The 23931-nt window shown below is 39.8% G+C and carries 20 protein-coding genes; 8 read left to right on the forward strand and 12 right to left on the reverse strand.

Annotated features, from left to right (window positions below):
- Positions 1 to 111: 111 nt before the first annotated feature.
- The 3 genes from LK453_RS08255 to LK453_RS08265 all read left to right on the forward strand — a co-directional run bounded on the left by LK453_RS08255 (position 112) and on the right by LK453_RS08265 (position 3586).
- Positions 112 to 1296 carry an aminoglycoside phosphotransferase family protein gene (locus LK453_RS08255; protein ID WP_201537186.1) on the forward strand — a complete coding sequence of 395 codons (1185 nt, stop codon included), beginning with the start codon at positions 112 to 114 and terminating at the stop codon, positions 1294 to 1296.
- Between the two features lie 123 nt (positions 1297 to 1419).
- Positions 1420 to 2202 carry an N-acetylmuramate alpha-1-phosphate uridylyltransferase MurU gene (murU, locus tag LK453_RS08260; protein WP_320157806.1) on the forward strand — a complete coding sequence of 261 codons (783 nt, stop codon included), beginning with the start codon at positions 1420 to 1422 and terminating at the stop codon, positions 2200 to 2202.
- A gap of 256 nt (positions 2203 to 2458) precedes the next feature.
- Complete coding sequence (locus LK453_RS08265; RefSeq protein WP_227953987.1) at positions 2459 to 3586, forward strand: transposase; 1128 nt, start codon at positions 2459 to 2461, stop codon at positions 3584 to 3586.
- Between the two features lie 198 nt (positions 3587 to 3784).
- On the opposite strand, the gene LK453_RS08270 is transcribed toward LK453_RS08265, so the two are convergent.
- Both LK453_RS08270 and LK453_RS08275 read right to left on the reverse strand, forming a co-directional pair.
- On the reverse strand, positions 3785 to 4579 hold the full coding sequence (locus LK453_RS08270) for a hypothetical protein (protein WP_201538646.1): 795 nt from the start codon (positions 4577 to 4579) through the stop codon (positions 3785 to 3787).
- Between the two features lie 168 nt (positions 4580 to 4747).
- Positions 4748 to 6049, reverse strand: a complete 1302-nt coding sequence (locus LK453_RS08275) for an IS4 family transposase (protein WP_227945144.1) — start codon at positions 6047 to 6049, stop codon at positions 4748 to 4750.
- Positions 6050 to 6324: 275 nt separating this feature from the next.
- Here LK453_RS08275 and ttcA point away from each other — a divergent pair, with 275 nt between their 5' ends.
- Positions 6325 to 7338, forward strand: a complete 1014-nt coding sequence (gene ttcA / locus LK453_RS08280; protein ID WP_227674496.1) for a tRNA 2-thiocytidine(32) synthetase TtcA — start codon at positions 6325 to 6327, stop codon at positions 7336 to 7338.
- A 94-nt stretch (positions 7339 to 7432) separates the two neighbouring features.
- On the opposite strand, the gene LK453_RS08285 is transcribed toward ttcA, so the two are convergent.
- The 8 genes from LK453_RS08285 to ccoN form a co-directional block, all read right to left on the reverse strand.
- On the reverse strand, positions 7433 to 7960 hold the full coding sequence (locus LK453_RS08285; RefSeq protein ID WP_201535313.1) for an IS630 family transposase: 528 nt from the start codon (positions 7958 to 7960) through the stop codon (positions 7433 to 7435).
- A gap of 26 nt (positions 7961 to 7986) precedes the next feature.
- Positions 7987 to 8436: a winged helix-turn-helix domain-containing protein gene (locus LK453_RS08290; protein WP_227678565.1), complete on the reverse strand. Its 450-nt coding sequence runs from the start codon at positions 8434 to 8436 to the stop codon at positions 7987 to 7989.
- A 185-nt stretch (positions 8437 to 8621) separates the two neighbouring features.
- Complete coding sequence (locus LK453_RS08295; RefSeq protein ID WP_201535291.1) at positions 8622 to 9203, reverse strand: FixH family protein; 582 nt, start codon at positions 9201 to 9203, stop codon at positions 8622 to 8624.
- A gap of 116 nt (positions 9204 to 9319) precedes the next feature.
- A complete protein-coding gene (gene ccoG / locus LK453_RS08300) occupies positions 9320 to 10726 on the reverse strand; it encodes a cytochrome c oxidase accessory protein CcoG (protein ID WP_201535288.1) in 1407 nt (468 codons plus the stop codon).
- Positions 10727 to 11279: 553 nt separating this feature from the next.
- Positions 11280 to 12404 carry a cytochrome-c oxidase, cbb3-type subunit III gene (ccoP, locus tag LK453_RS08305; protein WP_201535268.1) on the reverse strand — a complete coding sequence of 375 codons (1125 nt, stop codon included), beginning with the start codon at positions 12402 to 12404 and terminating at the stop codon, positions 11280 to 11282.
- Positions 12401 to 12583: a cbb3-type cytochrome oxidase subunit 3 gene (locus tag LK453_RS08310; RefSeq protein ID WP_201535254.1), complete on the reverse strand. Its 183-nt coding sequence runs from the start codon at positions 12581 to 12583 to the stop codon at positions 12401 to 12403. The genes ccoP and LK453_RS08310 overlap by 4 nt, the downstream gene beginning before the upstream one ends.
- Positions 12583 to 13221 carry a cytochrome-c oxidase, cbb3-type subunit II gene (gene ccoO / locus LK453_RS08315; RefSeq protein WP_201535244.1) on the reverse strand — a complete coding sequence of 213 codons (639 nt, stop codon included), beginning with the start codon at positions 13219 to 13221 and terminating at the stop codon, positions 12583 to 12585. The genes LK453_RS08310 and ccoO overlap by 1 nt, the downstream gene beginning before the upstream one ends.
- Positions 13222 to 13246: 25 nt before the next feature.
- Positions 13247 to 14737 carry a cytochrome-c oxidase, cbb3-type subunit I gene (gene ccoN / locus LK453_RS08320; RefSeq protein ID WP_201528848.1) on the reverse strand — a complete coding sequence of 497 codons (1491 nt, stop codon included), beginning with the start codon at positions 14735 to 14737 and terminating at the stop codon, positions 13247 to 13249.
- 749 nt (positions 14738 to 15486) lie between these two features.
- Here ccoN and LK453_RS08325 point away from each other — a divergent pair.
- Positions 15487 to 15876: an SCP2 sterol-binding domain-containing protein gene (locus tag LK453_RS08325; protein ID WP_201528846.1), complete on the forward strand. Its 390-nt coding sequence runs from the start codon at positions 15487 to 15489 to the stop codon at positions 15874 to 15876.
- 174 nt (positions 15877 to 16050) lie between these two features.
- Here the strand turns inward: LK453_RS08325 and LK453_RS08330 are convergent, their stop codons facing one another.
- Positions 16051 to 16461: a hypothetical protein gene (locus tag LK453_RS08330; RefSeq protein ID WP_201535226.1), complete on the reverse strand. Its 411-nt coding sequence runs from the start codon at positions 16459 to 16461 to the stop codon at positions 16051 to 16053.
- A gap of 307 nt (positions 16462 to 16768) precedes the next feature.
- Positions 16769 to 17734 carry a hypothetical protein gene (locus tag LK453_RS08335; RefSeq protein ID WP_201528842.1) on the reverse strand — a complete coding sequence of 322 codons (966 nt, stop codon included), beginning with the start codon at positions 17732 to 17734 and terminating at the stop codon, positions 16769 to 16771.
- 526 nt (positions 17735 to 18260) lie between these two features.
- Here LK453_RS08335 and LK453_RS08340 point away from each other — a divergent pair.
- The 3 genes from LK453_RS08340 (at position 18261) to LK453_RS08350 (ending at position 23591) form a co-directional block, all read left to right on the forward strand.
- On the forward strand, positions 18261 to 19496 hold the full coding sequence (locus LK453_RS08340; protein ID WP_007395379.1) for a lipoprotein-releasing ABC transporter permease subunit: 1236 nt from the start codon (positions 18261 to 18263) through the stop codon (positions 19494 to 19496).
- A gap of 159 nt (positions 19497 to 19655) precedes the next feature.
- Positions 19656 to 20342, forward strand: coding sequence for a lipoprotein-releasing ABC transporter ATP-binding protein LolD (gene lolD, locus LK453_RS08345; RefSeq protein WP_007395378.1), 687 nt, complete (start codon positions 19656 to 19658; stop codon positions 20340 to 20342).
- Between the two features lie 114 nt (positions 20343 to 20456).
- The gene (locus LK453_RS08350) at positions 20457 to 23591 is read left to right on the forward strand and encodes a ComEC/Rec2 family competence protein (RefSeq protein ID WP_201535223.1); all 3135 of its coding nucleotides are present in this window, start codon (positions 20457 to 20459) and stop codon (positions 23589 to 23591) included.
- Positions 23592 to 23931 lie beyond the last annotated feature (340 nt).

Consider the following 23931-nt stretch of genomic DNA (forward strand, 5'->3'; position numbering starts at 1 on the left):
ACCACAGTATTATTCATAATTTTACGCTCATATCCTATTAGCTAACTGTTAAAGATTTGTATGAGCTTCGGCTATAGGCCTTTTTCTTCAATATAAAAGTACCTTTTAACTATGACAACTTCAACTGAACAACCATCACTAGCCTCTGGGACTCCAGCTACAACAGGTAAGTCTGTAGATACTTATCATACTCAGCAGCGCTATGAGCAGCTTACTCAATTTATTGAGGCTGCTTTTCCGCATCATAAAATTCGTATTGAAAGTTTACCAGGTGATGCCAGCTTCCGCCGCTATCACAGAATTTATCTAGATACTCAGAGCAATAAGGCTCAAGAAACAGAGGATGTGTCTAATGCATTAGACCCAAGCTATATCGTGATGGATGCGCCACCAGAGCTTGAATCTATTGAAAGCTTTGTACGCATTGATAATTTGATGACCCCAAAGATTAATGTGCCTACCTTGCTTGCCAAAGACATTGAGCAAGGATTTCTGATATTACAAGATTTTGGTAGTGTTGAATTCGCCCATTTAATTGCCGATGCCAAAGTTAAACAAGATACGGGTCGTATTGACGAGCTATACCGTTGGGCGATTGACTGTTTATTACAGCTGCAAACTTTAAATGTAGAAGAGGCCAAGCAAAACTTTGATGTGCCAGATTATGATGCAGCAACCTTACAGAGAGAGATGGAGTTATTCAGTGAGTGGTTTTTACCTTATATCGGACAAGCATTAAACTCTGAGACTCAAGTTGTTTGGCAAAACTTCACCCAGGCTTTGATTGAGCAGTTATTGCAGCATCCTGAAGTTGTGGTGCATAGAGATTATCACAGCCGCAATCTGATGCAGGATCAATATCATAGCAGTGAGCTGGGGGTGATTGATTTTCAAGATGCGTTAATTGGCAGTTATACTTATGATCTCGTATCTCTGGTTAGAGATGCCTATGTTGACTGGAGTGAGTCACAGGTAGCAGACTGGATTGAGTATTATTGGCAGCAAAGTAAAAACATACACCCTGCCACACCAGACAATCTGAATGAGTTTACCAGTCAGGTAAACGCGATGGGTATTCAACGTCACTTAAAAGTTTTGGGTATTTTTATTAGATTGGCAGAACGTGATGGTAAGACACGTTATTTGGCTGATATTCCTAAAGTATGGCAAGACTTGATGATTGAAATGAAATGGCTAAGCGAGCAGGGAGATGCCCAAACCCAAGCTTTCATTAAGCCTGCTTTACAGTGGTTAGAGCAACAAATAGTCCCAAAATATAAGCAAAAATTTGCTTAGTTTTAATTTGCTTGACTTGTATTCGTCTAGCTTCTTTTTGCTTAGTTTCTATTTATTGAGTGCCTATTCATTAAGTGCCTATTACTGGGCAACACCACTTTTTCAAAATTAATAAGGTCTACCATGAGTACCAAGACAGCGGCAAACATCGCATCAGATCAGCAGAATCAGCCGGCTACTAAGGCAATCACACAGGCCATGATATTGGCGGCAGGTAAAGGAACCCGATTGCGCCCATTAACGTTAACCACCCCTAAGCCTTTGGTAGAAGTAGGCGGTCAACCGCTTATTGTTTGGCATATTAAAGCGCTTAAGGCGGCTGGTATTAACGATATTGTTATCAATACGTCTTGGTTGTCTGATAAGTTAATGTCTACGCTAGGAGATGGCAGTCAATATGGGGTCCGTATTCATTGGTCGGTTGAAGAAGGTGAGCCTCTTGAAACTGCTGGCGGGATTGCCAAAGCATTGAGAGAAGGTCTGTTGAAGCATTGCCCTTTTATATTAGTGAATGGCGATGTCTGGACCGATTATGATTTATCTGAGCTGACTGGATACGCCATGACGTCCGATCAAAAAGCGCATTTATTAATGATTAATAACCCTAAGCACCATCCGCACGGTGATTTTGCTATTAATAGTGGGCTGGCTAGTCAAGAAGCCATCGCAGATGATGAAAAATATACCTTTGCGGGTCTTAGTGTTATTTCTCCAGATCTCGTAGCAGGTATAGCGGAAGGTCAAATCGCCCCTTTAGCCCCATTACTTAAACAAGCGATGCTTAAACTCCAAGTTACTGCAGAGGTTATGAATGCTGATTGGGTGGATGTGGGCACTGCAGAGCGTCTAGATAAGATTAACCAGAAGATTCAATCTCAAGGTGCGGGGTCTCATAAGGGCAGTTAAACCCCAGGGTATTAATTTCTAAAATACTAATTTTAAAAATATTATGTCCCATAATAAAAATCGGCCCCTTTAAGGCCGATTTTTTGTTTAACTGGCTATTTAACTTATCGTGCGTAATTCTCCACCTATAATCTTTGATTTAGGTGGAGATGTAAGCACGGGCGACCTATTCTAAGGATTTAGGTTTATTGCTGATAATTGATGCTAAATGCAAATAATGCTAAGTTATACCTATATTCAAGTTGACTGACAAACCATGCTTAAAGCCTATAAATACAGAATTTACCCAAACTACGAACAGCGAGTGCTAATCGAAAAGCATTTTGGCTGTAGTCGGTTTGTGTTCAATTGGGCGTTGGCATTGCAAAAACGCTACTATGCTATGTTTGGCAAATCATTATCACGTAGCAAAATCCAAAGCCATTTAGTAAAAAAGAAAAAGAAAGCTCAGTTTGCATGGCTAAACGAGGTCAATAGCCAATCATTACTTAATGCCTTACTAAATATCTATACCGCTTTTACTAACTTCTTCAAAGGTCATGCCAAATTTCCACGGTTCAAATCTAAAAAAATCCCACAGCGTAGTTATCAATGCCCTCAACATTGCACCGTAAACTTTGAGCAAGGTATTATCAATCTACCTAAAATAAAAGGCATCAAAACCGTATTTAGCCGTGAATTTGTTGGTAATATCAAAACCGTTACTATTAGTAAAACCGCCACAGGCAAATACTATGCAAGCGTACTGGTTGATAAAGCTGATATATTGCCAACGCCTACGACCATTGAACCTAGATTAACGGTTGGCATTGACTTAGGTATTAGTCACTTACTCAATCTATCAGATGGTAGCAAATTTGATAACCCAAAGCATTTAGCCAAAGCCAGTAAACGACTTGCTATACAGCAAAAAATCTTTGCTCGTAAACAAAAGACCAGTAAGAACTATCAAAAACAAAAATTAGCTGTTGCTCGTATTCATGAAAAAGTACGCAACCAACGCTTAGACTTACATCACAAAATCACGCATAGCCTTATCTGTGAAAACCAAGCGACAAGCTATGCGATAGAAGATTTAGGTGTGAAAAACATGGTAAAGAACCGAAAACTTGCCAAAGCGATTAATGACGTGGGTTGGGGGCAGTTTGTTACCCTGCTTACCTACAAGGCGAATTGGTATGGTAAAAACATTCTAAAAGTGAGTCGGTTCTTTGCCAGTAGTAAAATTTGTTCGCATTGTCATCACAAATTAGATACTCTGCCGTTGTCAGTCAGAAATTGGACGTGCCCTAGCTGTCAAACACAGCATGACCGTGATACCAATGCAGCAAGCAATATACGCTCTCAGGCGTTAGCTGATGTAGCAGGACGTGCTACTGTGTAAAGAGTTCCTCCATGCCTATACCTATTAGCGTAGGTGGCATGGCGAAAGGTAACAACTTAGGTTGTTATGGGTCGCAAAGATTCCCCCATCATAACCGTTAGGTTTGGTGGTGGGAGTATGTCAATTGGTTAATTTAGATGAATTACCAACTGACGCCATAGCGTAAGCTTATCGTAGATTAGCTTAGCCTAAATTATCTTAATTGCTCGAATCAGACGCTGGTTTTGTAGGTTTGGTTGGTGCAGTAGCCGGTTGGCTTTTTAGGTAAGCGGCCTTACTCGCTTGCTGTTGAGCCTGAATTTCACGAAGCTTTTGCTCTTTAACATCATTTAGCAGCTTACTTAGCTGATCATTGGCATCTTGGGACTGTTCGGCAGTATCGGCGTACTGATTATTCCCAATTCTAGAGTTAAGTTCAGCTTGTGGTAAATCTCTCGGTAGTAGTACAGCATCGTTTGGATTGCCTTGAGGCTGCGGTGCATAAATAACATTGTCTATAGGCATGTTTGTGCTTTGCTGCTGCACGGATGCTCTATTTTGAGCAGAGGTCTTAGTAGGCTCGGATTTAGCATTTTTATCATCATTTTTAGCACTTTCTTTTTGTTCTGCCTCTCTTTTAGCATCCTTAGCATCCGTCTCAGACTGCGTGGTGCTCTCCTTATCTTTCCCGTCGTCAGATGTTTTATTCTCAGATTCTTCCTCTGTTTCTCCCTCATCAGCTCCGTTTTTCTCAGTGATTGAACGCTCTTCTATTAACGTTAACAACACTTCTTTTTCATGTTCTAAATCTACAGGCGCTTCAGAAGTTTTAATCGTATCGATTGCAGAGTTTGTTTCTGGAACCGATTTTTTTTGGCTGTTAAAAAAAACAATAAGCAAAAGCCCGTGTATTACTACGGCAAGTACAATAGCAGGTAGCCATTTCTTAAATGTCCCTTCTTGTTTATTGGAATATTTTTGATGGGAAGGTGTGGGCTGTTGAGAGTTTTGCATGGCAGTCCATTTTTTGATACTTAGGACGAGTAATCAGTCGTTGTTTATTATAACCCAGAATGATATTACTAAAACATTGTATATTAAACAAAGTATAAACATCGTGAAATTTCTCTACATACTAACTGCAACTTCTAAAACGCCCTCGTAATGAGTAATGCCAGTCAGTTAAGGCTGACTGGTATTTTTTTTTGGATATTTCTGTAGTTTCCCCTTAACCACCCTCGGGCAAGATCGCTTTCTGCGTTCAGGAATAACAAACAATTTTCCTTCCTCTAAAAGTGCATCTAACAACTTAGGGAAGAGGCCAGCAGCCTGTAAAGGTGCAAACCGTAACAGATCAACAATCGTAATAGACGCCATATGAAAGCTAATTCGTAGAGGGCTAACGTTAGCTCTAACTGCCATATAGCACATCAAACGTCTTATCAGATTATAAGCAATCATAAGCCCCCAGAATTCTTGTAATACAAGCTGTGGCAGCTTACTTCTTAACAACAGCCCCTGCTGTAGATCAGAGTTAATCTCTCGATACGCCTTCTCAATCTCCCAGCGCTGCAAGTAAAGCTGTGCCACTTTATCCTTAGTAAAGCGTTTATCATCTATTAAAGAGGTGATGTATCGTCTTGTCTTACCCTCATAACGACACTCAATTAATCGAGCTTGCCAAGTAGCAGGTAGGTTTTGATTTTTCTTTTGAGCTTGGGGAGAGACGGGCATTTGTATTAAGTAGTCCCCTTCACTAAAGGTTTCAATCACAGTGTAACGCAGATTATCTTTAGCCCGCATGAGCCAGTGGCTGTTTGGATGGGCTTGTTGCCAACTAATCAGTAGGTCTGCTGAGAAATAGGCTCTATCAAAGAGCGTAATGCTGTTGTCTTGAACATTTAGCTGACGGGCTAAGGTGATCTCTCCTTGACCCATATCTGCAAGGGTTGTGTCAATGATCTCATGCGTGTCAGTATTGATCAGACATACCGAACGCATTTGGGGATAGGGCGCCTCTTTAGTTCTGCCTTTGCTTGAGCTAAAGTGCTGAAGGTTCTCATCAGTGTATGGGAGTGAGTATACGACGCCGTCTACAGCTTGGACGCTAAGTCCCATGAAGTCTTGCTGCTGGGCTCGTGATTCTGTTTGGTAGTGAGTACTTAGTTGATGAAATAGCTGCTTTAGAGGCTCATGCCCGAGGCGTTGTCTTGCTTGTACCCCAGCGCTGGGCACACAGGCCTGGGAGTCTATATTAAGCCGCATTTGCTCTGTGATATACCAGATGGAACGGTTTCGATATAAAGCTGTGCCGATGACTATCCAAACAACGTGTTCGGCAGGTAGCTTACGTCTTCTAATGCTCGCTTTGCCCGTATATTCTAAAGCCTGCTGTATCCACTCAGGGTCTATTAATTCACTAAATTGTTCTAGGGTGTCTGGAATCCTTTTATGCGTCTCATTAATAGCGTCTTGTAGTCTCATAGTAAAATAGCCCATCTACTTATTAGATGGGCTATTTTATTACTTTTAGGGAGTTTTTGCCTTAACTGACTGGCATTACCTCATAATGAGGGCGTTTTTTTGCTGTTTTTATATCAAGAAATTTACCGCAAGCGTTAAAACTACCAATTTGATATAATCGCTGTATATTTAAAGCCATAAAATAGCGATTTATTATGCAAACTAATTTTTCACAACTGCAGACATTTAATCCTGCTGATACAACCCATAATGTTATAGATAACAATCAAGATGAAATGGCCGATAGCCTAGATAATGACGAAGAATACTCAGAATTTGAGTCATCTGATGAACAAGCAGTGGATCATAAAGGCACAAAGTCAGCCCGCTTCAAAAAGCTACAGAAAAAACTGCGTAAGCAAGTATCACACGCTATTCGTGACTTCAATATGATTGAAGACGGTGATGTGGTAATGGTCTGCGTATCAGGTGGTAAAGATAGTTATACCTTACTTGATATCTTACTGTTTCTAAAGCGTATTGCCCCGATTAACTTTGACGTGGTGGCAGTAAACTTAGACCAAAAACAACCCGGCTATCCAGAAGATATTCTGCCAAACTATCTGCAAGAGCAGGGTATACCGCATTATATCTTGGAAAAAGATACCTATAGCGTGGTGAAAAGCGTGGTACCTGAGGGTAAAACCTATTGCTCTGCATGCTCTCGCTTACGCCGTGGGTCACTATATGGATTTGCCAAACAAATTGGGGCCACTAAAATTGCTCTAGGCCATCACCGTGACGATATTTTAGCAACTTTCTTCTTAAATTTATTTCATGGCGGTTCATTAAAAGCGATGCCACCTAAGCTATTAAGCGATGATAAGCAAAATGTATTGATTCGTCCTTTGGCTTATGTGGAAGAAAAAGACATCATCAAATATGCGCGTTACAAAGAGTTTCCCATTATTCCCTGCAACTTATGTGGTTCTCAAGAAAACTTACAGCGTGCGATGATCAATGATATGTTGCGTGAATGGGACAATGCTCATCCTCAGCGCTTGGCCTCGATTTTTAAAGCGATGCAAAACGTGGCACCTTCACAATTGGCTGACCGAGAATTATTTGATTTTGAAAGTTTAAAATTGGATCGTGACGATAATGAACGTCCTTTTGAAGGGGTGAATATACAGGTCGGTGGTGAAGCTAATTTAGCAGAAATTGGTTTGCCAACACAGCCAGATATCAAGCCATTTGAAGACGCTAGTAAGCCTAAGAAAATTCCCACTATTAATCCAATACTTGATTAATAAGTTATTAATTAGTGAAGCCGTATAAACAAAAAGGAGAGCCAATGGGCTCTCCTTTTTATTGTTGAGTCTTTATTAAACTCTTATACCAATTCTAAAAAATAACACTCAAATCGCACCACTCCCGCTGAGTGATAGACCTAATTAAGTTAGTCTCATTACACAATGCATTCCAAGCGTCACATGCCGCATCGACAATCGCATCATAACTCTCAAAAAAGCGATTAGACAACCAATGCTGTTTAAGGTACTGCCATACCTGTTCAGCAGGGTTAAGTTCAGGTGAGTAGGGAGGCAATTTAAGCATGGTCACATTGTCTTGATCCAAACTTGGTTGGTGCCATAACGCCCCATCCATGACCACCACGGCATGCCGACCTTCAGGAACAGCTTTACTAATTTCCTCCATATGCAATGCCATGGCCTGCTTATTCACATAGGGTAGAACAAGTCCAACACTCTCACCTGTCGCCGGATTAAAGGCACCAAACAGATAAGTCGATTCAAACTGCTGCTGCCTGACTACTCGAGGTCTTTGTCCTTTATAGTGCCAAACCCTTGTGATAGCGCCTTGTTGGCCAATACGTGTTTCATCCTGAAACCATATATCAACTTGCTTGATATCAACACCATCAGGTAGAACTTGCTTTACCTGCTCAAGGAAGTTTTTTTATATGCCTCCATGGCTTTAGGATCTGCCTTAGGATGCTGACTACGCGCAGATATCCAGCTCATACCAATACGTTTCATGAGAGGATAGATCGCTTTAGGGGTATAGTTGGCGTTAAATTGCTCCTTGGCGATTTGTGCGATGTCTTTTGCGGTGAGCCTACCACCACCTCTTTGCTGCTGAGCTTCTACTATCACTTGTTTGAATGGTTCTATGTCTTGTTCTGCTAAAAGACTCTTTCTGCCTCTGCCAGCTGAGTCATAGACACTAGTGATACCATGCAACCAGTATTTCCTTCTTATGGTATAGACGCTTCTAGGGTTATAGCCAAAGTTCTCTGCTACGGTCGCTATAGGATGACCTTGACTCAGTTGATGCAGCATGAGCAGTCTGATTCTAGCTCTGGCATTGCCTTCTGTTTTAGACAATTGCAGAAAATCGTGGTCTGTGAGTTTATGGTTTCTAGGGGCTTTTTCGGCATGTGATTCTATTATGTTTTTGAGTTGGTTATATTGTATATTATTTTGTGGAATTGGTATTATTAGATAAATAAATAATCAAGTATATAGCTTATCTAACAATGATTAACGCTTATAGCCCAACTCATAAGAAATTAACCAAAAGACTTTAACGGCTTAAAGCTAATATGCTCTTTTGGCAACTTACCAACCTCTCTAAGCCGCCAGTTGAGCTTGCCCTCATTGCTGACTTGTACATAGTATTTTGACTCAAGAGTATCAAGCTTTATATCAGCAATATATTCATTGCCTTTAGTATGCTTCAGGATACCATCTCGATCTTTACTGATATCAGTAGCATGAGAGATAGACAACGTTAGTTTATCGGGATAATAAAGGGGCGTACCATCTAAAAGTTTACCTGACTCAAGACTTTGCTGAGGATATTCTAAATTAAAAATAACTTGACCATTTTCGGTAAAAGTCATTTCACCTCGTAAATCCAAATCGTGAGCTAACTTGTCTCGTGACACGTCTTGATAAAGCGTTTTGCCATCCATGTACCAGTCGTCGCGAACTACGGTATCCTTAATCTGCACCGAATAAAATACGAACCAAATACAGGCTACCACCACGAATAAAGGCAGACCAATGACAAAGACAAGAACCATATAGTTCTTATACCAAGGCTGAGTATCTTGATGCCCAAAATTGGTAGGAGAGGTGGATTTTTTCATAGGATAACCTTAAGCAGTATGCAAAAAATAAAGTGCCAGTTTACAGAGATTGACTCTATAAAACTGGCGATTTAACGGACTACCATTGGTAACTGAATAAACCAGTCAGGGGTGCATTATTTTTGACTCTTTGACGTAAAGACGTTGGTTCTAGAAGCATGATAATTGCCATCTTTACTATCAATATTGAAGACCACAGGTACTTCAGTTTGCTCAATTGCTTGTGGGTCGGCAGCGATACTTACTGGCATATCGTAACTTTCACCCGCATCTAAAGGTATACTTTCAAATCGGGTATTTAAAGTAAATCCTTTAGGCGCAGTAATCGATAATACGTAATCATGAGGGGCTTGGGTTTTGTTAGTCACCTTAATGATATAACTGTTAACAATTTGCCCTTCAGCATTCATGGAAGATAACTGGTTGCGGTCTCCACGGACATCAATCTGTAGCGGTACTCGGTCAATTAGAGCATAACCCACCACCCCAATCAATACTGATAATAGTAACAGATAAGCGAACAGTTTAGGGCGTAAGTAACGGCTTTGTTCGTTTTCAACCAATTGTCTTTCAGTGGTGTAGCGAATAAGCCCTCGAGGATAGCCTACCTTGTCCATAATATCATTACACGCATCCACACAAGCGGCGCATTGGATGCACTCTACTTGTAAACCATCGCGAATATCAATACCTGTCGGACAAACCTGAACACACATCGTACAGTCAATACAATCCCCTAAAGTCTCTGGATGAGTACCTTTTTTACGAGGACCACGTGGCTCACCACGATTATAATCATAAGAAACAATTAAAGTGTCTTTATCAAACATCACACTTTGGAAACGGCCATAAGGGCAAATGTGAGTACACATGAATTCACGCATATAAGCGGCGTTAGCATAAGTGGCAAAGGTAAAGATAAACATTGATATCCAAACCCAAGTTGGCCAATCTGGGAAAGGAATACCCCCAATAGATTGCCAACTGCCATACAATGCTTCTGTCCCAGAAACATAACTAACGAAAGTTGACGCTGTTATTAAAGACATCAACATCCAAATAAAATAGATTAGTAGCTTCTTGGCTATTTTACTGGCAGAGTTTGGTTCTTTATCAAACTTAATGCGCTTATTTCTATCCCCAATGACCCACTTTTCGACATGTTGGAAAAGATGGACCCAAATGGTTTGGGGACATGCATAACCACACCAAACACGGCCTGCATAAACAGTCACCATAAATAGAGTAAATGCAGCAATGATAAAGAAAGCCGCCACAAAGAAGAAATCTTGTGGGAATAAAGTGAGTCCAAAAATATAATAATGCTGACTCGGTACATCAAACCAAATGGCTTGACGGCCATCATATTTAATCCAAGGTAGAATTAAAAATAAGGCCAATAAAAAATACATACTAAAGACACGTATGCGCTGGTAAAAACCATCAGTGAAACGAGGATGAATGCGTTTTTTGGTCGCATCCACATCGTGAACCGGAATTCTATTAGGGGAGGGGGTTGACATAAATGTACCTCTAAATATTAGGACCATTATGCTGGCAAAAGAGGAGAAAGCTAGAATTTAATTTTCTAGTCACTCTCTTACTATTTTAACATTGATTGATATTACGCGGTTAAGGACTGATTAACCGTTTGGTCGACTTAAATAAGTTTTAATCATAAAAATCTTAATAACACATTAGAATAATCACGATTATTAATAGGATTAAATAGGTCAATATGATTGATAGAAACTATATGGTTACTGATTATATAAAATACAATATAGATGAATGTTTAAATCTATCATTTCTACAAAATATAACAGGGCAAACGCATACTTTTAAAAAACATTAATATTTTCAGTAACTTATAAACTTATAAACTTAGAAAATAAAAACCTAAATTCATAACTATCTGATTTTAAATGGAATTCCTAAAAGTGTGCGTTTGCCCTGCAAAATATAAATCTTAGAGTATCTAAAACGAATAAAGGGGACTGTTTTGACAGCCCCCTTTATTATTTCTTAAATCATATCTCTTAGCTTAGCTACTATACTTTGAATTAAAGCAATAGCTTATTTAGCAGAAGCTTCGGTTGGTGCATTCGATACCACTGGATTATTCGATAAAGAATAAACATAAGAAGCCAATAGCATGATACGTTCGTTACCTAGCTTGGTTTCCCACTGTGGCATAACACCACCACGACCATGACGGATAGTTTCTTGGATAGTTTCGCGATCACCGCCATACAACCAAATACCATCTGTTAGGTTAGGAGCACCGGCATCAATCGAACCTTTAGCATCGCTACCATGACAGATAAAGCATTTCTCGTTGAAAATTGCTTTACCTTGAGCAACTTTAGCTGGATCAAGTTCAGACTTTTCTTGGTTCTTAGAAATTGAAAGAACATACTCAGCTGCTGCACGTACACCTTGCTCACCAATATCATCACGTTGAGCTGGCATTGGCAATGGTTGAGCGGGATCAAGATTAACATGCCAACCATTATGTAGCGTCAACAAAATATTCTCAGGTTTGCCACCATGTAGCCAATCATTATCAGTCAGGTTAGGATAACCAGGCGCACCTTGTGCTGTAGAACCGTGACATACTGCACAGTTCTGTAAGAACAAACGCTCACCTGCCATAACCGCTTTTTGATTACCTGATAGTTCTTTCACATAAGGCGCTAAAGCTGTGATATTAGTTTTAAGCTGTTCGTTTAGCTCACTGCTACGCTCTGATTTAACACGTTCTTTTGCTTGCAATGAGGCCAAAGTAGCTAACTGTTTCTGAGCCGCAGGGTTAGGCAAGAAATTGGTATTAAAGTTTTCAGTGAAAATCTTGTTGTTTTCTTCAAGATCACTGTAAAGCTCATTTTTTGAGCTCCAAGGTACAGTTTTGCCATCTACTTCGACAGTTGATAGTCCATTGAAATGTCTTGGGAAAAGAGCTGGGAATAGTAACCAGTAACCCACTGCCCAAATAATTGAACCAAAGAAAATAGCCAACCACCATTTAGGTAGAGGTTTGTCATACTCTTGAATAACATCATCATAAGTATGACCTGTTGTACCGTCTTCCTCCAGTTCTGGACTAGAACCTGGACGGACGACATATAGGAGCGCACCAAGAATGAATAGCCAGCACCCTATGCTTAGAATGGTAATCCATGAACTCCAAAATATGCTCATTTTTTATCCTTATTGCGTGAATTTGAGGCTGATGAGGTAACTAACTCATCATCCAACGCAAGCTGTGCATCTTCTTCAAAGCGCTTCTTATTAGTCGGTGAATACGCCCACCATGCAATACTGATGAAGGCAATAAATGCCCCCACAGTAGCAATAACTTGTAGATCGCTCATACTCATTAGCGTTGACCCTCCATTGCAGTACCAAGCTGCTGAAGATACGCAACTAGAGCATCTAGCTCAGTGGCACCCAATACTTGGTCAGGCGCACTTTCGATATCTTCATCAGTGTAAGGCACACCGAAGCGATCACGGAATAAGCGCATTTTTTGCTGCACTTTACTGCCATCAACTTCTTGTTTAGCCAACCATGGGAAGCCTGGCATAACAGATTCAGGCACCAATGATTGTGGATGGATTAAGTGTTTTTTCTGCCAATCGTCAGAGTAGCGGCCACCAACACGGGCTAAATCAGGGCCAGTACGTTTTGAGCCCCATAAGAATGGGTGATCCCACGTAGACTCTGCAGCGCGTGAATAAGGTCCATAACGTTCAACTTCAGCACGAAGTGGGCGAATCATTTGTGTGTGACACACATGACAGCCTTCACGGATATAAATATCACGTCCTTCAAACTCTAACGCTGTCCATGGTTGCATCGTAGGTAGTGGTTGGTTAACCCCACCTTCTTCACTAGACTTGGTATCAAAAATTAATGGAACAATCTCTACTAATGTTGCAAAGCTAATTGCAATAACAATAAAGATGACCAGCAAGCCTGTGTTTTTTTCAATTATTTCATGAGCTGTACCTGCCATGATATCTCCTTAAGCGATTGCTGGTTTACACGTTAACAGGCTGAGTGTCTTCGTCATCTTTGACGATAGGACTATGATTTGTTGGGTCAGCTTCGTCAACAGGACGAGCGCTTGGCATCTTGATTGTTTTATAGGCGTTGTAAGCCATAACAATCATACCACTTACGTACAACAAACCACCAAATGCACGACCGATGTATGGATAGTGTGAGAACGCTACTGTTTCAATGAAGTTGTAAGCAAGCGTTCCATCTGGGTTAGTTTGACGCCACATCATGCCCTGACCGATACCTGAAATCCACATAGAAACGATGTAGAAGATAGTACCCGCAGTTGCAAGCCAGAAGTGAGTGTTAATTAAGCTGATTGAATACATTTTAGGCTTATTGAAGATGCGTGGAATTAATACGTATAAAGAGCCCATTGTGATTAAACCAACCCAACCTAAAGCACCTGAGTGTACGTGACCTACTGTCCAGTCTGTATTATGCGACAACGCGTTTACAGTCTTGATAGACATCATTGGACCTTCGAAAGTTGACATTGCATAGAATGATAAAGCAACGATCAAGAAACGAATGATAGGGTCGGTACGTAGTTTATCCCAGCTACCTGATAGTGTTAAAACACCGTTAATCATACCACCCCATGAAGGAGCGAATAGGATAACAGAGAACACCATAGCTAAAGATTGTGTCCAATCAGGAAGTGCAGAGTAGTGAAGATGATGTCCACCCGCCCACATGTATGAAGCAATTAATGCCCAGAAATGCACGATTGACAAACGATATGAATAAATTGGACGACCAATCTGTACTGGTACGAAGTAATACATCATGCCTAGGAAAGCAGCTGTCAAGTAGAAACCTACAGCGTTGTGACCATACCACCACTGTACCATCGCATCAGTTGCACCACCAAATAATGAGTAAGACTTAAATAGTCCTACAGGGATGGCCATACTGTTTACGATATGTAGTAAAGCAATAGTGATAATAAAAGCTGCAAAGAACCAGTTAGCCACATAAATATGTGACGTTTTACGTTTGATCAAGGTACCAAAGAAAACGATGGCATAAGATATCCAAACAACCGCAATTAGGATATCGATAGGCCATTCTAGTTCCGCATACTCTTTAGTTGAGGTCAGACCCAAAGGAAGGGTAATGACAGCACCAACAATAACGGCTTGCCATCCCCAAAAGGTAAACCAAGCTAAATAAGGAGCGAAAAGTCTGGTTTTACAGGTACGCTGAACGATATAGTAGGAGGTTGCAAATAAAGCAGAACCACCAAACGCAAAAATTACTGCGTTCGTATGCAGCGGTCTTAATCGGCTAAATGTTAGCCATGGGATATCAAAGTTTAGGGCAGGCCAAGCCAATTGTGAGGCGATGAACACCCCAAGACCCATGCCTATAATCCCCCAGACGATTGTCATGATAGTAAAATATCTGACTACTGTGATTTCGTAATCACGATCGACTGGAGAGACTGCTGTGTTATTTATACTCATTGGAATATTTCCTTTACAGCCTTAAGTATCAAAGGTGTCAACCAAAGCAGAGCGGCCTGTAAAAAATTAATTCTGAATGATGAAGGCGGCACTTATAGGTAGGCCACCTTGTGTTGAAATCTACACAGCAATTCAGTTATTTAATTTATAGATGGCTCACTCATGAGGGTCTAAAAATAAATTTTAGTCTCAATTGTTTGGCTGTTATACCCGATGTTATCTAAATATGAAGCTATTGTAACGCATAGGATACAAAATATCATCTGACGAAATAGTCAAATCAAAAAAAACCCGTAAAAAAGTTATGGGTAATATCGATTTTGTTACGAATACGAGGGTTTAAAGGCTTATTTTCTCTCATATTACCTTTGAAAAGCCTAATTTAACGCAAAAACTGTAACATTAAAAGTGACTTACTAATTCACATAAATACTGTAGACTCACTGTTTTTTAACAGGATATAGGCTCAATATTAAGTGAGTTAGCAATCTTAGGACTTTAGTAATACGGAGCTAAAAAGTTTATATTACTAGCAGTTTAGTTGATAAAATGATCGAGATAGCCCTTATTCGTTCATAAGCCACTCAAAAATGGTTTATGGGTAAATTAGTAAAACCTATCTTGACTAGTTTAACTATTAACTATATAAACTAAATGCATTGTTTTGATATATCAACTGATATGCTTGTGATATATTTTAACTCTATTTTTACATTAACTCTATTTTTAATTTGAACAGGGAAATTCTTATGGCAGTTTTTTTATCAGATGAATGGTTTAACGAAGTAGATCGTTTAACCGCTGAAGCCGGTGATTTAAATTTACCACCTACATTGGCCAACAGTAAGTTAAACTTGAATGTTACCAATACTGCAAATGGTGATGTCAGTGCATCGCTTCAAAATGGTGTCTTAAAAAAGGGCACAACAGATGCCAGTACCACCATCAACATTGATGAGCAAACTTTAATAGCAATTGCTTTAAAAGGCGATATGAATGAAGCAATGAATGCATTTATGTCAGGCAAAATCCGCATTGACGGAGACATGGGTCAAGTGATGGCATTGCAAACTGCTAAACCATCAGTTGAGCAAAAAGAACTTTTTAAGAAAATCTATGCCATGACTGAACAAGGCTAATTGGTTCAATTATCTTAGATAATGATTGTAACAATGTTATTGGCTTAATTTCAGATATAAAAAAGAGCGATTGCTAATCAATCGCTCTTTTTTTATGGAAAATGTAATCTAGAATGGTAGTACACTCAAATCTTTGTCAAATACCACTAAATCATTTAATTCGGGCTTACAACCTTAATTCAGCAAATAGAGCATCAATAAAATGCCAGAAATGAAGAAGCTGACAGAAAGTAAGCTAATAGAGTCAAAGGCTTTATCGCCTAATAATGATTTCATAAAAAACAGTAGCCCAGGATTATTGTTTTCAGTATGAGATAGGGCCTTCGATGTGGATTCAGGTAACGTTGATTCTAAACTCACTTTTTCTGCCGTAGAGTGAGTGTCATAAGTATGATTCGTTTCTAATAAATTCTTGGTTGTTGCACTAGGATGCTCATACCGTAACTCTTTATAAGAGTTAGAAAGGGTTGAGGTAGTTTTATAGCTCGTATTAGAAGTTTTACCCAAATCAGTAGAGTGCTCTGCCGTTAAAATAGGTAAAGGCAGTGCAGCAGGGCTGAAAATTTTGTCAGAAGAAGCTTTCATAAATACCCTGATATGAACTGAATAAATATTAGTAATTTATCCTTTCATCGTAGAGAAATTAAGTAAATAATCTTACCCTGAATTTGTAACGCTTGTAAATATATAGTTTGTATAGAATGTTAAAAAGTCAACTATTAATAGTATGGCTAGCTATTAAGATTTAGTCACACTTAATTAAAAGAAGAGGTTTATAAAGGAACTATAGCTTGAAAAGTAGTACATAAGAAAGCCGACTCAATAATTGAGTCGGCTTTTCAAATAGTTAAAGTTCGGGTAAATCAAAACTAACGCTTGAAATCAAAGAAGATTATGAGTCTTTTTGATTTTCATAGTAAATAGCAGCTTGTAGCCAGATATTGGCTTGAACATAGTCATTCACTTCGATTTTCTGAACCGCCTCTGTAGTGGGAGTAGCCACACGAACCACAAAGGGATCAGCATCTGGCTCACGTAATATTGCCACATCAAACACAGTTAGTTCACGGTCATGCAATTTCTGTTGCTGCTTGCCCAATACCTGACCCTGACACCAAGCCTCATCTTCTTGACCCAAAGTCTCGCCAAATAAATAAGCGCACATGTTGCCCAAGTTAATTTCAACAGGAGCTAATTGCTCATCATTTTCAGGTTGCCACTTATCGATTTGCTGTTCTAAGTCAGCAGGAATAACCCCATTATTTTGGGCGACGATATCATTGTAAGCACGGTGATAGCGAATGGCATCTGGGTCTTCTACTCGGATGATTTCTTCTTTATTACTTGGCTCAATGGCATAAGCCCAAGCACTAAAATTGACAAAGTATTTTTGATTTTGACGATAAAGAGGTTGGTTAACGGTATACATTTGGTCAAATGCATAAATGACGCTACCATCTTCACTAATTAGGCGTAATACCGCGTCTTGAGTAGAATTATTGGCAATGATACGGTCAATTTTGCAGACCAAGCCATAAGGACTACTGACACAAGGAAAAGCGTTTATAAAGTTTTGTGGCTTACCGTCCTTCATTGCCAACACTTGATTAATATGGCACATCTGATTGCAAGACAGAAGTAAATTAGAGAGGCTATCTTTGGTTAGATTGGAATTTAATCCTGCGGCGATGGTCGCCTCATCAATGGAGTTTTGTAGCCAGTTGGGTACATCTTGTTCAATATTGTCGGTCAAGATACGCCAATGGTCGCCATGACCTGCCGTTTGTTCATCAGTTAAAGTGATGGTAATGGGGCGTATATCAGGATGCTGGCTATATTTATAAACTTGAGTTGTCATAATGTACTTATACTTTTGATGGTTGGTTTTAAGGGCTGGCTACATTTTTGTTATAACCTAACTGCATTGCTAGACGTTAAGCGCTTTGATCGAAAGCTATTTATCTATTTATAAGTTATAAAGATTACAAATTATAAAGAGCTATCGCTTAGCCGTCCGTTATTAGGGTCATCAACCTAGATAGCAAGTTTTGCAACCCTGCGCTCTCTTAACTAAAACTAATTTACTAAAATTTTACTTACTGCAATCTACATTACTAACGAATGCTCTACTAACTAAATAGGGGCAAGTTGTGTTAATACAAGATCATATGCTTCTAATGATAAACAGATTGAGTATAAATTAAGAGTTTTTGGCAAATAAAACAACATTTTGCCAGTGTTATTAAAATAATAGCAGTAATCAAACATAGCCAAGTTGGCTGTGTTTGTGTCAAACTATGGGCTTTGCTATTTAGCATAAGCTTTTATTCATCACTTTAGTTACTACCTATTAGTCCTTTTCTAATCGGTTAAGAGCCTGAATTATGTTTCGTCCATTAGCCTTATTTTTAGGATTACGTTATACGCGTGCTGAACGCAGTAACCGCTTTATCTCCTTAATATCATTAATATCAATGGTTGGATTAACCCTAGGGGTCGCAGTATTAATCACTGTGTTATCCGTAATGAACGGGTTTGACCGTGAGCTTAAATCCCGTATCTTAGGGATGGTCCCGCAAGCAACCGTCAGTTCAGGCGAGATTATTTCTGATTGGAAAAGTCTGGCCACTAAAATTGAAAAAGACCCGGAAGTGGCAGCCGTGGCTCCTTTTATCGAACTACAAGGTATGTTGACCTCCAATGGTCAGGTGGCAGGCATCATGGTCACTGGCGTAGAGCCTGAATACGAAAAAAATGTCTCAATCATTAATGAGCACATGGTTGAGGGCAGTATTGACACTTTAAAAGACGGTGATTTCAGTATTGTTCTAGGCGAGAGCATGGTTGAAGCATTGGGATTACAAGTAGGCGATAAGGTAACTTTGGTGCTGCCAGAAGCCTCTCCATCGCCTGCTGGTGTCATTCCAAGATTCAAGCGCTTTACGTTGACAGGGGTGTTTAACATCAGTCGTGAAGTAGATAACTTGGTGGCTTTCATCCCTATGGGTGATGCTGCAACCTTACTTCGTCTACCACCCGGAGCACAAGGGGTTCGCATGAAGTTAGATAATATCTTCTTAGCCCCTCAAGTGGCCCAACGTGCTGCCAATATAGATCCAGAGTATTTATTCCCCAATGATTGGACCCGTACTCATGGCAATTTATTCGGTGCCATTCAAATGGAAAAAGCGATGGTTGGCTTACTGCTTTTCTTAATCATCATCGTGGCCGCTTTCAACATCGTTTCTAGTTTGGTCATGCTGGTTACTGATAAAAAAGCAGATATTGCTATTCTGAAGACTTTTGGTGCTTCTCCTAAGCTGATTACGCAAGTGTTTATGGTACAAGGCTTAGTCATTGGCGTGATTGGTACGGTCGCAGGTACGGTATTGGGTGTTATCTTGGCGCTGACAGTAGGCGATCTTCTAGGTTGGATCAACCAGTCATTTAACTTACATCTATTCGATGCTTACTTTATTAATTATCTACCCACTGAACTACGCTGGACAGATGTATTGATTATTACCAGTACCTCGTTCTTATTAAGTTTCTTGGCAACTATTTATCCTGCTCGTCGTGCGGCTAGCATTCAACCTGCACAAACCTTACGTTACGAATAGCTCTATTATTAGGCATAGCAATCAGCCCTAAAATAAAACCCAGACTTATTAAGATTCAAGGAATTGTTAAGTTTTAATAAGTCTGCTGCTAAAGGTAGCGAAAGGCAGTATAAATCTTAAAAAAGCCATTTTTAAAAATAGAGTAATTGAGAAAATAGTATGTCAGAAATTTTAGTCGCAAAAAATATTAATAAAATTTACGATGAAGGCAATATTCGCACTCAGGTTCTAACGGGCCTTAACTTAACGGTAAATGCTGGCGAGCGTATTGCTATTGTCGGGACCAGTGGATCAGGTAAAAGTACCTTATTGCATCTATTAGGCGGGCTCGATGTGCCTACTTCTGGTGAGGTTTGGTTGCATGGTAAGTGTTTAAACAATATGAATGAGACTGAACGTGGCGAAATGCGTAATAAGCATTTGGGCTTTATTTATCAGTTTCACCATTTATTACCAGAGTTTACTGCTATTGAAAATGTGGCCATGCCTTTGTTATTGCGTAAAGAGGTACCAATTAAAGAAGCCCGCCAGCAAGCTGTAGATCTGCTAGAAAGAGTAGGGTTGGGACATCGATTAGAACACCGTCCTGGTGAGTTGTCAGGTGGTGAGAGACAACGGGTAGCGATTGCCCGTGCCCTAGTCACTAAGCCGTCACTGGTACTGGCTGATGAGCCAACAGGTAACTTAGATTATGACAATGCGCAGAGCATTTTTGCCTTGTTGGCAGAGCTACAAGATACCATGAAAACAGCACTGTTAATGGTCACCCATGATAGAAGCTTAGCTGCCATGGCCGATCGCCAAATGTTACTCAAAAATGGTAAGTGGGAAAACTTTGACCACTAATTTTAACTAGTCTTATAATACCGTTGCTATCAAAGCATGATTTATTTATTAATCATTCAGATTATTAATGACTCAGAATCAAGGTTGATGATGAGGACATACTAAGGGCTTTATTTGATTTGGCTTGCAGGGTTTGCAGCAATCGGTCTAATGTTGGCTATTTTAGAGCTGGATCCAAGTCAGCTCTATACCCTTAGTACGATACGGTATCAGGTAAATAGTGAGCATTGGCAGGCTGCAGCTTATTTTGTATTGGCAATAATAGTGTTACTTTGGTTAGGATTTTTTCTACTCCAGTTGGTGGCTAGAAGAAATAATTGGCAGCATACCTCTCTATCTCATTCTGTTTCTTCTCCTAAAAAATCTCCGCATAAAAAACCTTCTCAAATCCTTAAGCCCCAACCTTTCTATCACACCCCTTTGACAGAGTTTTATCACCAAGGCTTTATAGCGTCTATTGTTAAAATAAGCATTGGGCTACTATTTTTATTGGCGGTTCTTTGTCATAGCGTCGCTCAACGATTGGCTTTTATCGAATCATCACCGCAAAACAACCTTTATTTACAGGCTATGGTGACGCCGATAGGGTTAAGTGATAAAAGGTTGAAAGTAGAAGATAAGTCAGTGGTGCAGGGTTACCGGCAATTGGTTCAGCTAAGTGACATTGAATTCGACTCATTACAGGTTATTGATAATAAAGTTGAGACTGTAACTTCATATAGCAATCAGTTTGGCTCAACTATAGACAATAACCAACGGATCAATCCTTTTCATCAACCCATAAATACCGATGTTTTAACTGATAAAGTGTCTGTGTCTTTGAATCAAGCGAAGACCGTCACTGGTTTGCAGATATTGCCCAATACTATGACGGTTATGCTACAAAGTTATCAAATCAAGGATAAACCCCTTAACCAACTAGCAGCAGGGCAGCAGCTTAGGATGAAGCTAGCCCTCATACCTCTTGAGTTAAAAGATAAAAATAATCCAGATGAGTTCGATGAATATCGATGGCTAAGCAGTCGTCATGCCATGGCAAAGGCGTTTATTGTTGACACCAATTATCAGAAGGTAGAGGAGGTCTCAAATCTAACACTACATCAGAAGATTGATGTTATGCGTTTTAGGTTTCGTGAGCATTTCCTACAGTTAATGAATGAGCGCACTTATTCTAATAACTCCCAAAGAGTCCACGTCACTGACTTTGAAAATATTGACTCTTACAATAATGACTCTGGCAATAATGACTCCAATAAGGTTGACGCTAATAGTGAGCACTCTGGCTTGAACCAAGATGGGGTGGCGGTAACCCTAAGTCTATTAACCGGCGATCGTAGTTTAATCAGTGATGAGACGACAGCTTTATATCGTTTTGGCGGCATATCGCATTTATTGGCCATCTCAGGTACTCATGTTTTATTTTTGAGTATATTGTGTGCCACAGTTGCCACGGCTTTTATTAATCGGTTCATGCCCCGTATTTATCATTTTCTACCCCGTTGGCAGTGCGCTTTTATTATTGCCGCCATAACTGCTTTTGGTTATGCGCTATTTGCAGGGTTTGATGTGCCTGCACTGCGAACGGCTTGCATGCTGCTTCTAGTAGGAGTGATGCGTTATCTATTGGCCGTACCGGCTATTTTTAAGATGTTGTTACTGTTAGCGGTTATTATGGCTTGGTCAGATATTTTTGTTCTTTGGCAGGCAGGATTTTGGCTATCGTTTGTGGCGGTTGCAGTCTTAGTGGCTTATAGCCAACGTTGGGAGAGGAAACAAGATACAAAACAAAGCTCGCAAGTGTCCCAAGCATTTGTTAGTCCGACCTTAAGTTTAACGGGCAGGCTTGGACAGCAATCGTCCGACTTATTGAAGTTACAGCTTTGGATGTCTATCGCTTTGCTACCGATTAGTCTTTGGCTGTTTGGTAAAGTCTCTCTTTGGGGGTTTGCGGTCAATTTATTTGCCATTGGCTTGTTCGGCTGGATAATTGTACCGCTAAATCTATTGGCCAGTGTACTGTTCGTTATTTTTCCAAATAATGCATTGGCCGATTCAATTTGGTCTTTGTTATTTTGGATATTAGATCTTTTACATCGCCTGCTTTTAACATTACAAGAGATATTGCAGTACAGTGGCTGGGTCTATACTGATATTAGTGTGCCTTTATTAGGACTTTTCTTATTATTAGTGTTACCTTGGTTATTGCCTAAAGGCATGTTAAGCCGTTTGTTGTCTACGGCGCCTCTAGTTGCGATAGCCGCATTGGCCTACGCTAATAATGATACTTTGAAAGATTCGGTTCAGATTACCGTATTAAACCCCAAAGACTCTAATTATGCAGCGAGTTTAATTCATACTCAGCAACAGGCTTGGTTGTTACTTTCAGAATATGATAATAAATATAAAGTAGCCAACGCTTCTTTAGCAGCGCTACAACAGCAACAATTGGTCCAAATTCTATACGACCAACTACAAGAACATGGAATTAGCCATTTGACTGGGGTCATTGTCCAAACGCAGACAGCGGGATTGGCACCTGTGGTACGTGAATTAAATCGCCATCTGCCACTGTCATATTATTGGCAAGCGGGCTTAGCTAATCATAAGCAACAAGTGAACAAAGCATTATCAGGGTCGACTCTAACGGCCCAAAGTTGTCACAATGGCAAGCAGTGGCCACAGCAGCAATCTGAACGACTATTTGCCAAAGAACTGCCTACCAAACGATATGATACAGATGATTTATCACTGAAAGTATTGACGGGTTGGCAACAGGTAAAAGACAGTGGCGTATGGGACTGCGTGATTGAACTGTCTACGACACAGGCTATTTATCTTAATGAACAAGGGAGTAATGAGCAGTTACGTGCTGCTATTCGTCCCTCTAATAGCGATTCTATGTTAGCAAAACAGTCTAAAGTCGACGATAAAAGACGGACTGAGCCTAAGGTTGAAAAAAACAGCGTCGTAATTTATAGCAGCGTTGAGTCACAGTTGGGTAAGCTTTGGGAACTTATGTGCCCAGCACAAGAATTAAAAGTAGGCGACTCTAGTATTCAATTTAAGCCGACCATAAACGAAGCATACTGGCTGACCCCTTCTCAATCTGTACTAGACCCTGAGCTGATAGTAAATTTCTCTGCTAAAGATTGGAAAATTACTGGGGAGAGCATGGTACCTGTTAAGCTATCGCTGACTGAAAGTTATTTATACTGGCAACAAGCGATGTTAAGTAACAAAAGTGAGTGATGCTTATCCCTTAAAATAGTTAGTGGCTGAGCAAATAAAACAGCAATGTAAATAAACTAAAAATTTAAATATGAATTAATATTTTACAGAATTACCGCTGACAAATCACAGGCGATTCAGGTAAGGTATGAGCTTATACTTTATTTAGAGCTTGAGAGGCAAGGTTTAGATAAAGTACTGTCAATTAAAGAAATAATCATTGAATGCGATAGTAGATTATTTAATCAATCAAGTTAATCAGTCAATGAATAATATAGTTGGCACTATAGTCAATCGATAAGCCATTAGCCCATAAAATATAAACCCTGTAAGTCAATATATCAATCTATAAGTAGGATTC

Origin of the sequence: Psychrobacter sanguinis (assembly GCF_020736705.1) — a bacterium.
GTDB lineage: Bacteria > Pseudomonadota > Gammaproteobacteria > Pseudomonadales > Moraxellaceae > Psychrobacter > Psychrobacter sanguinis.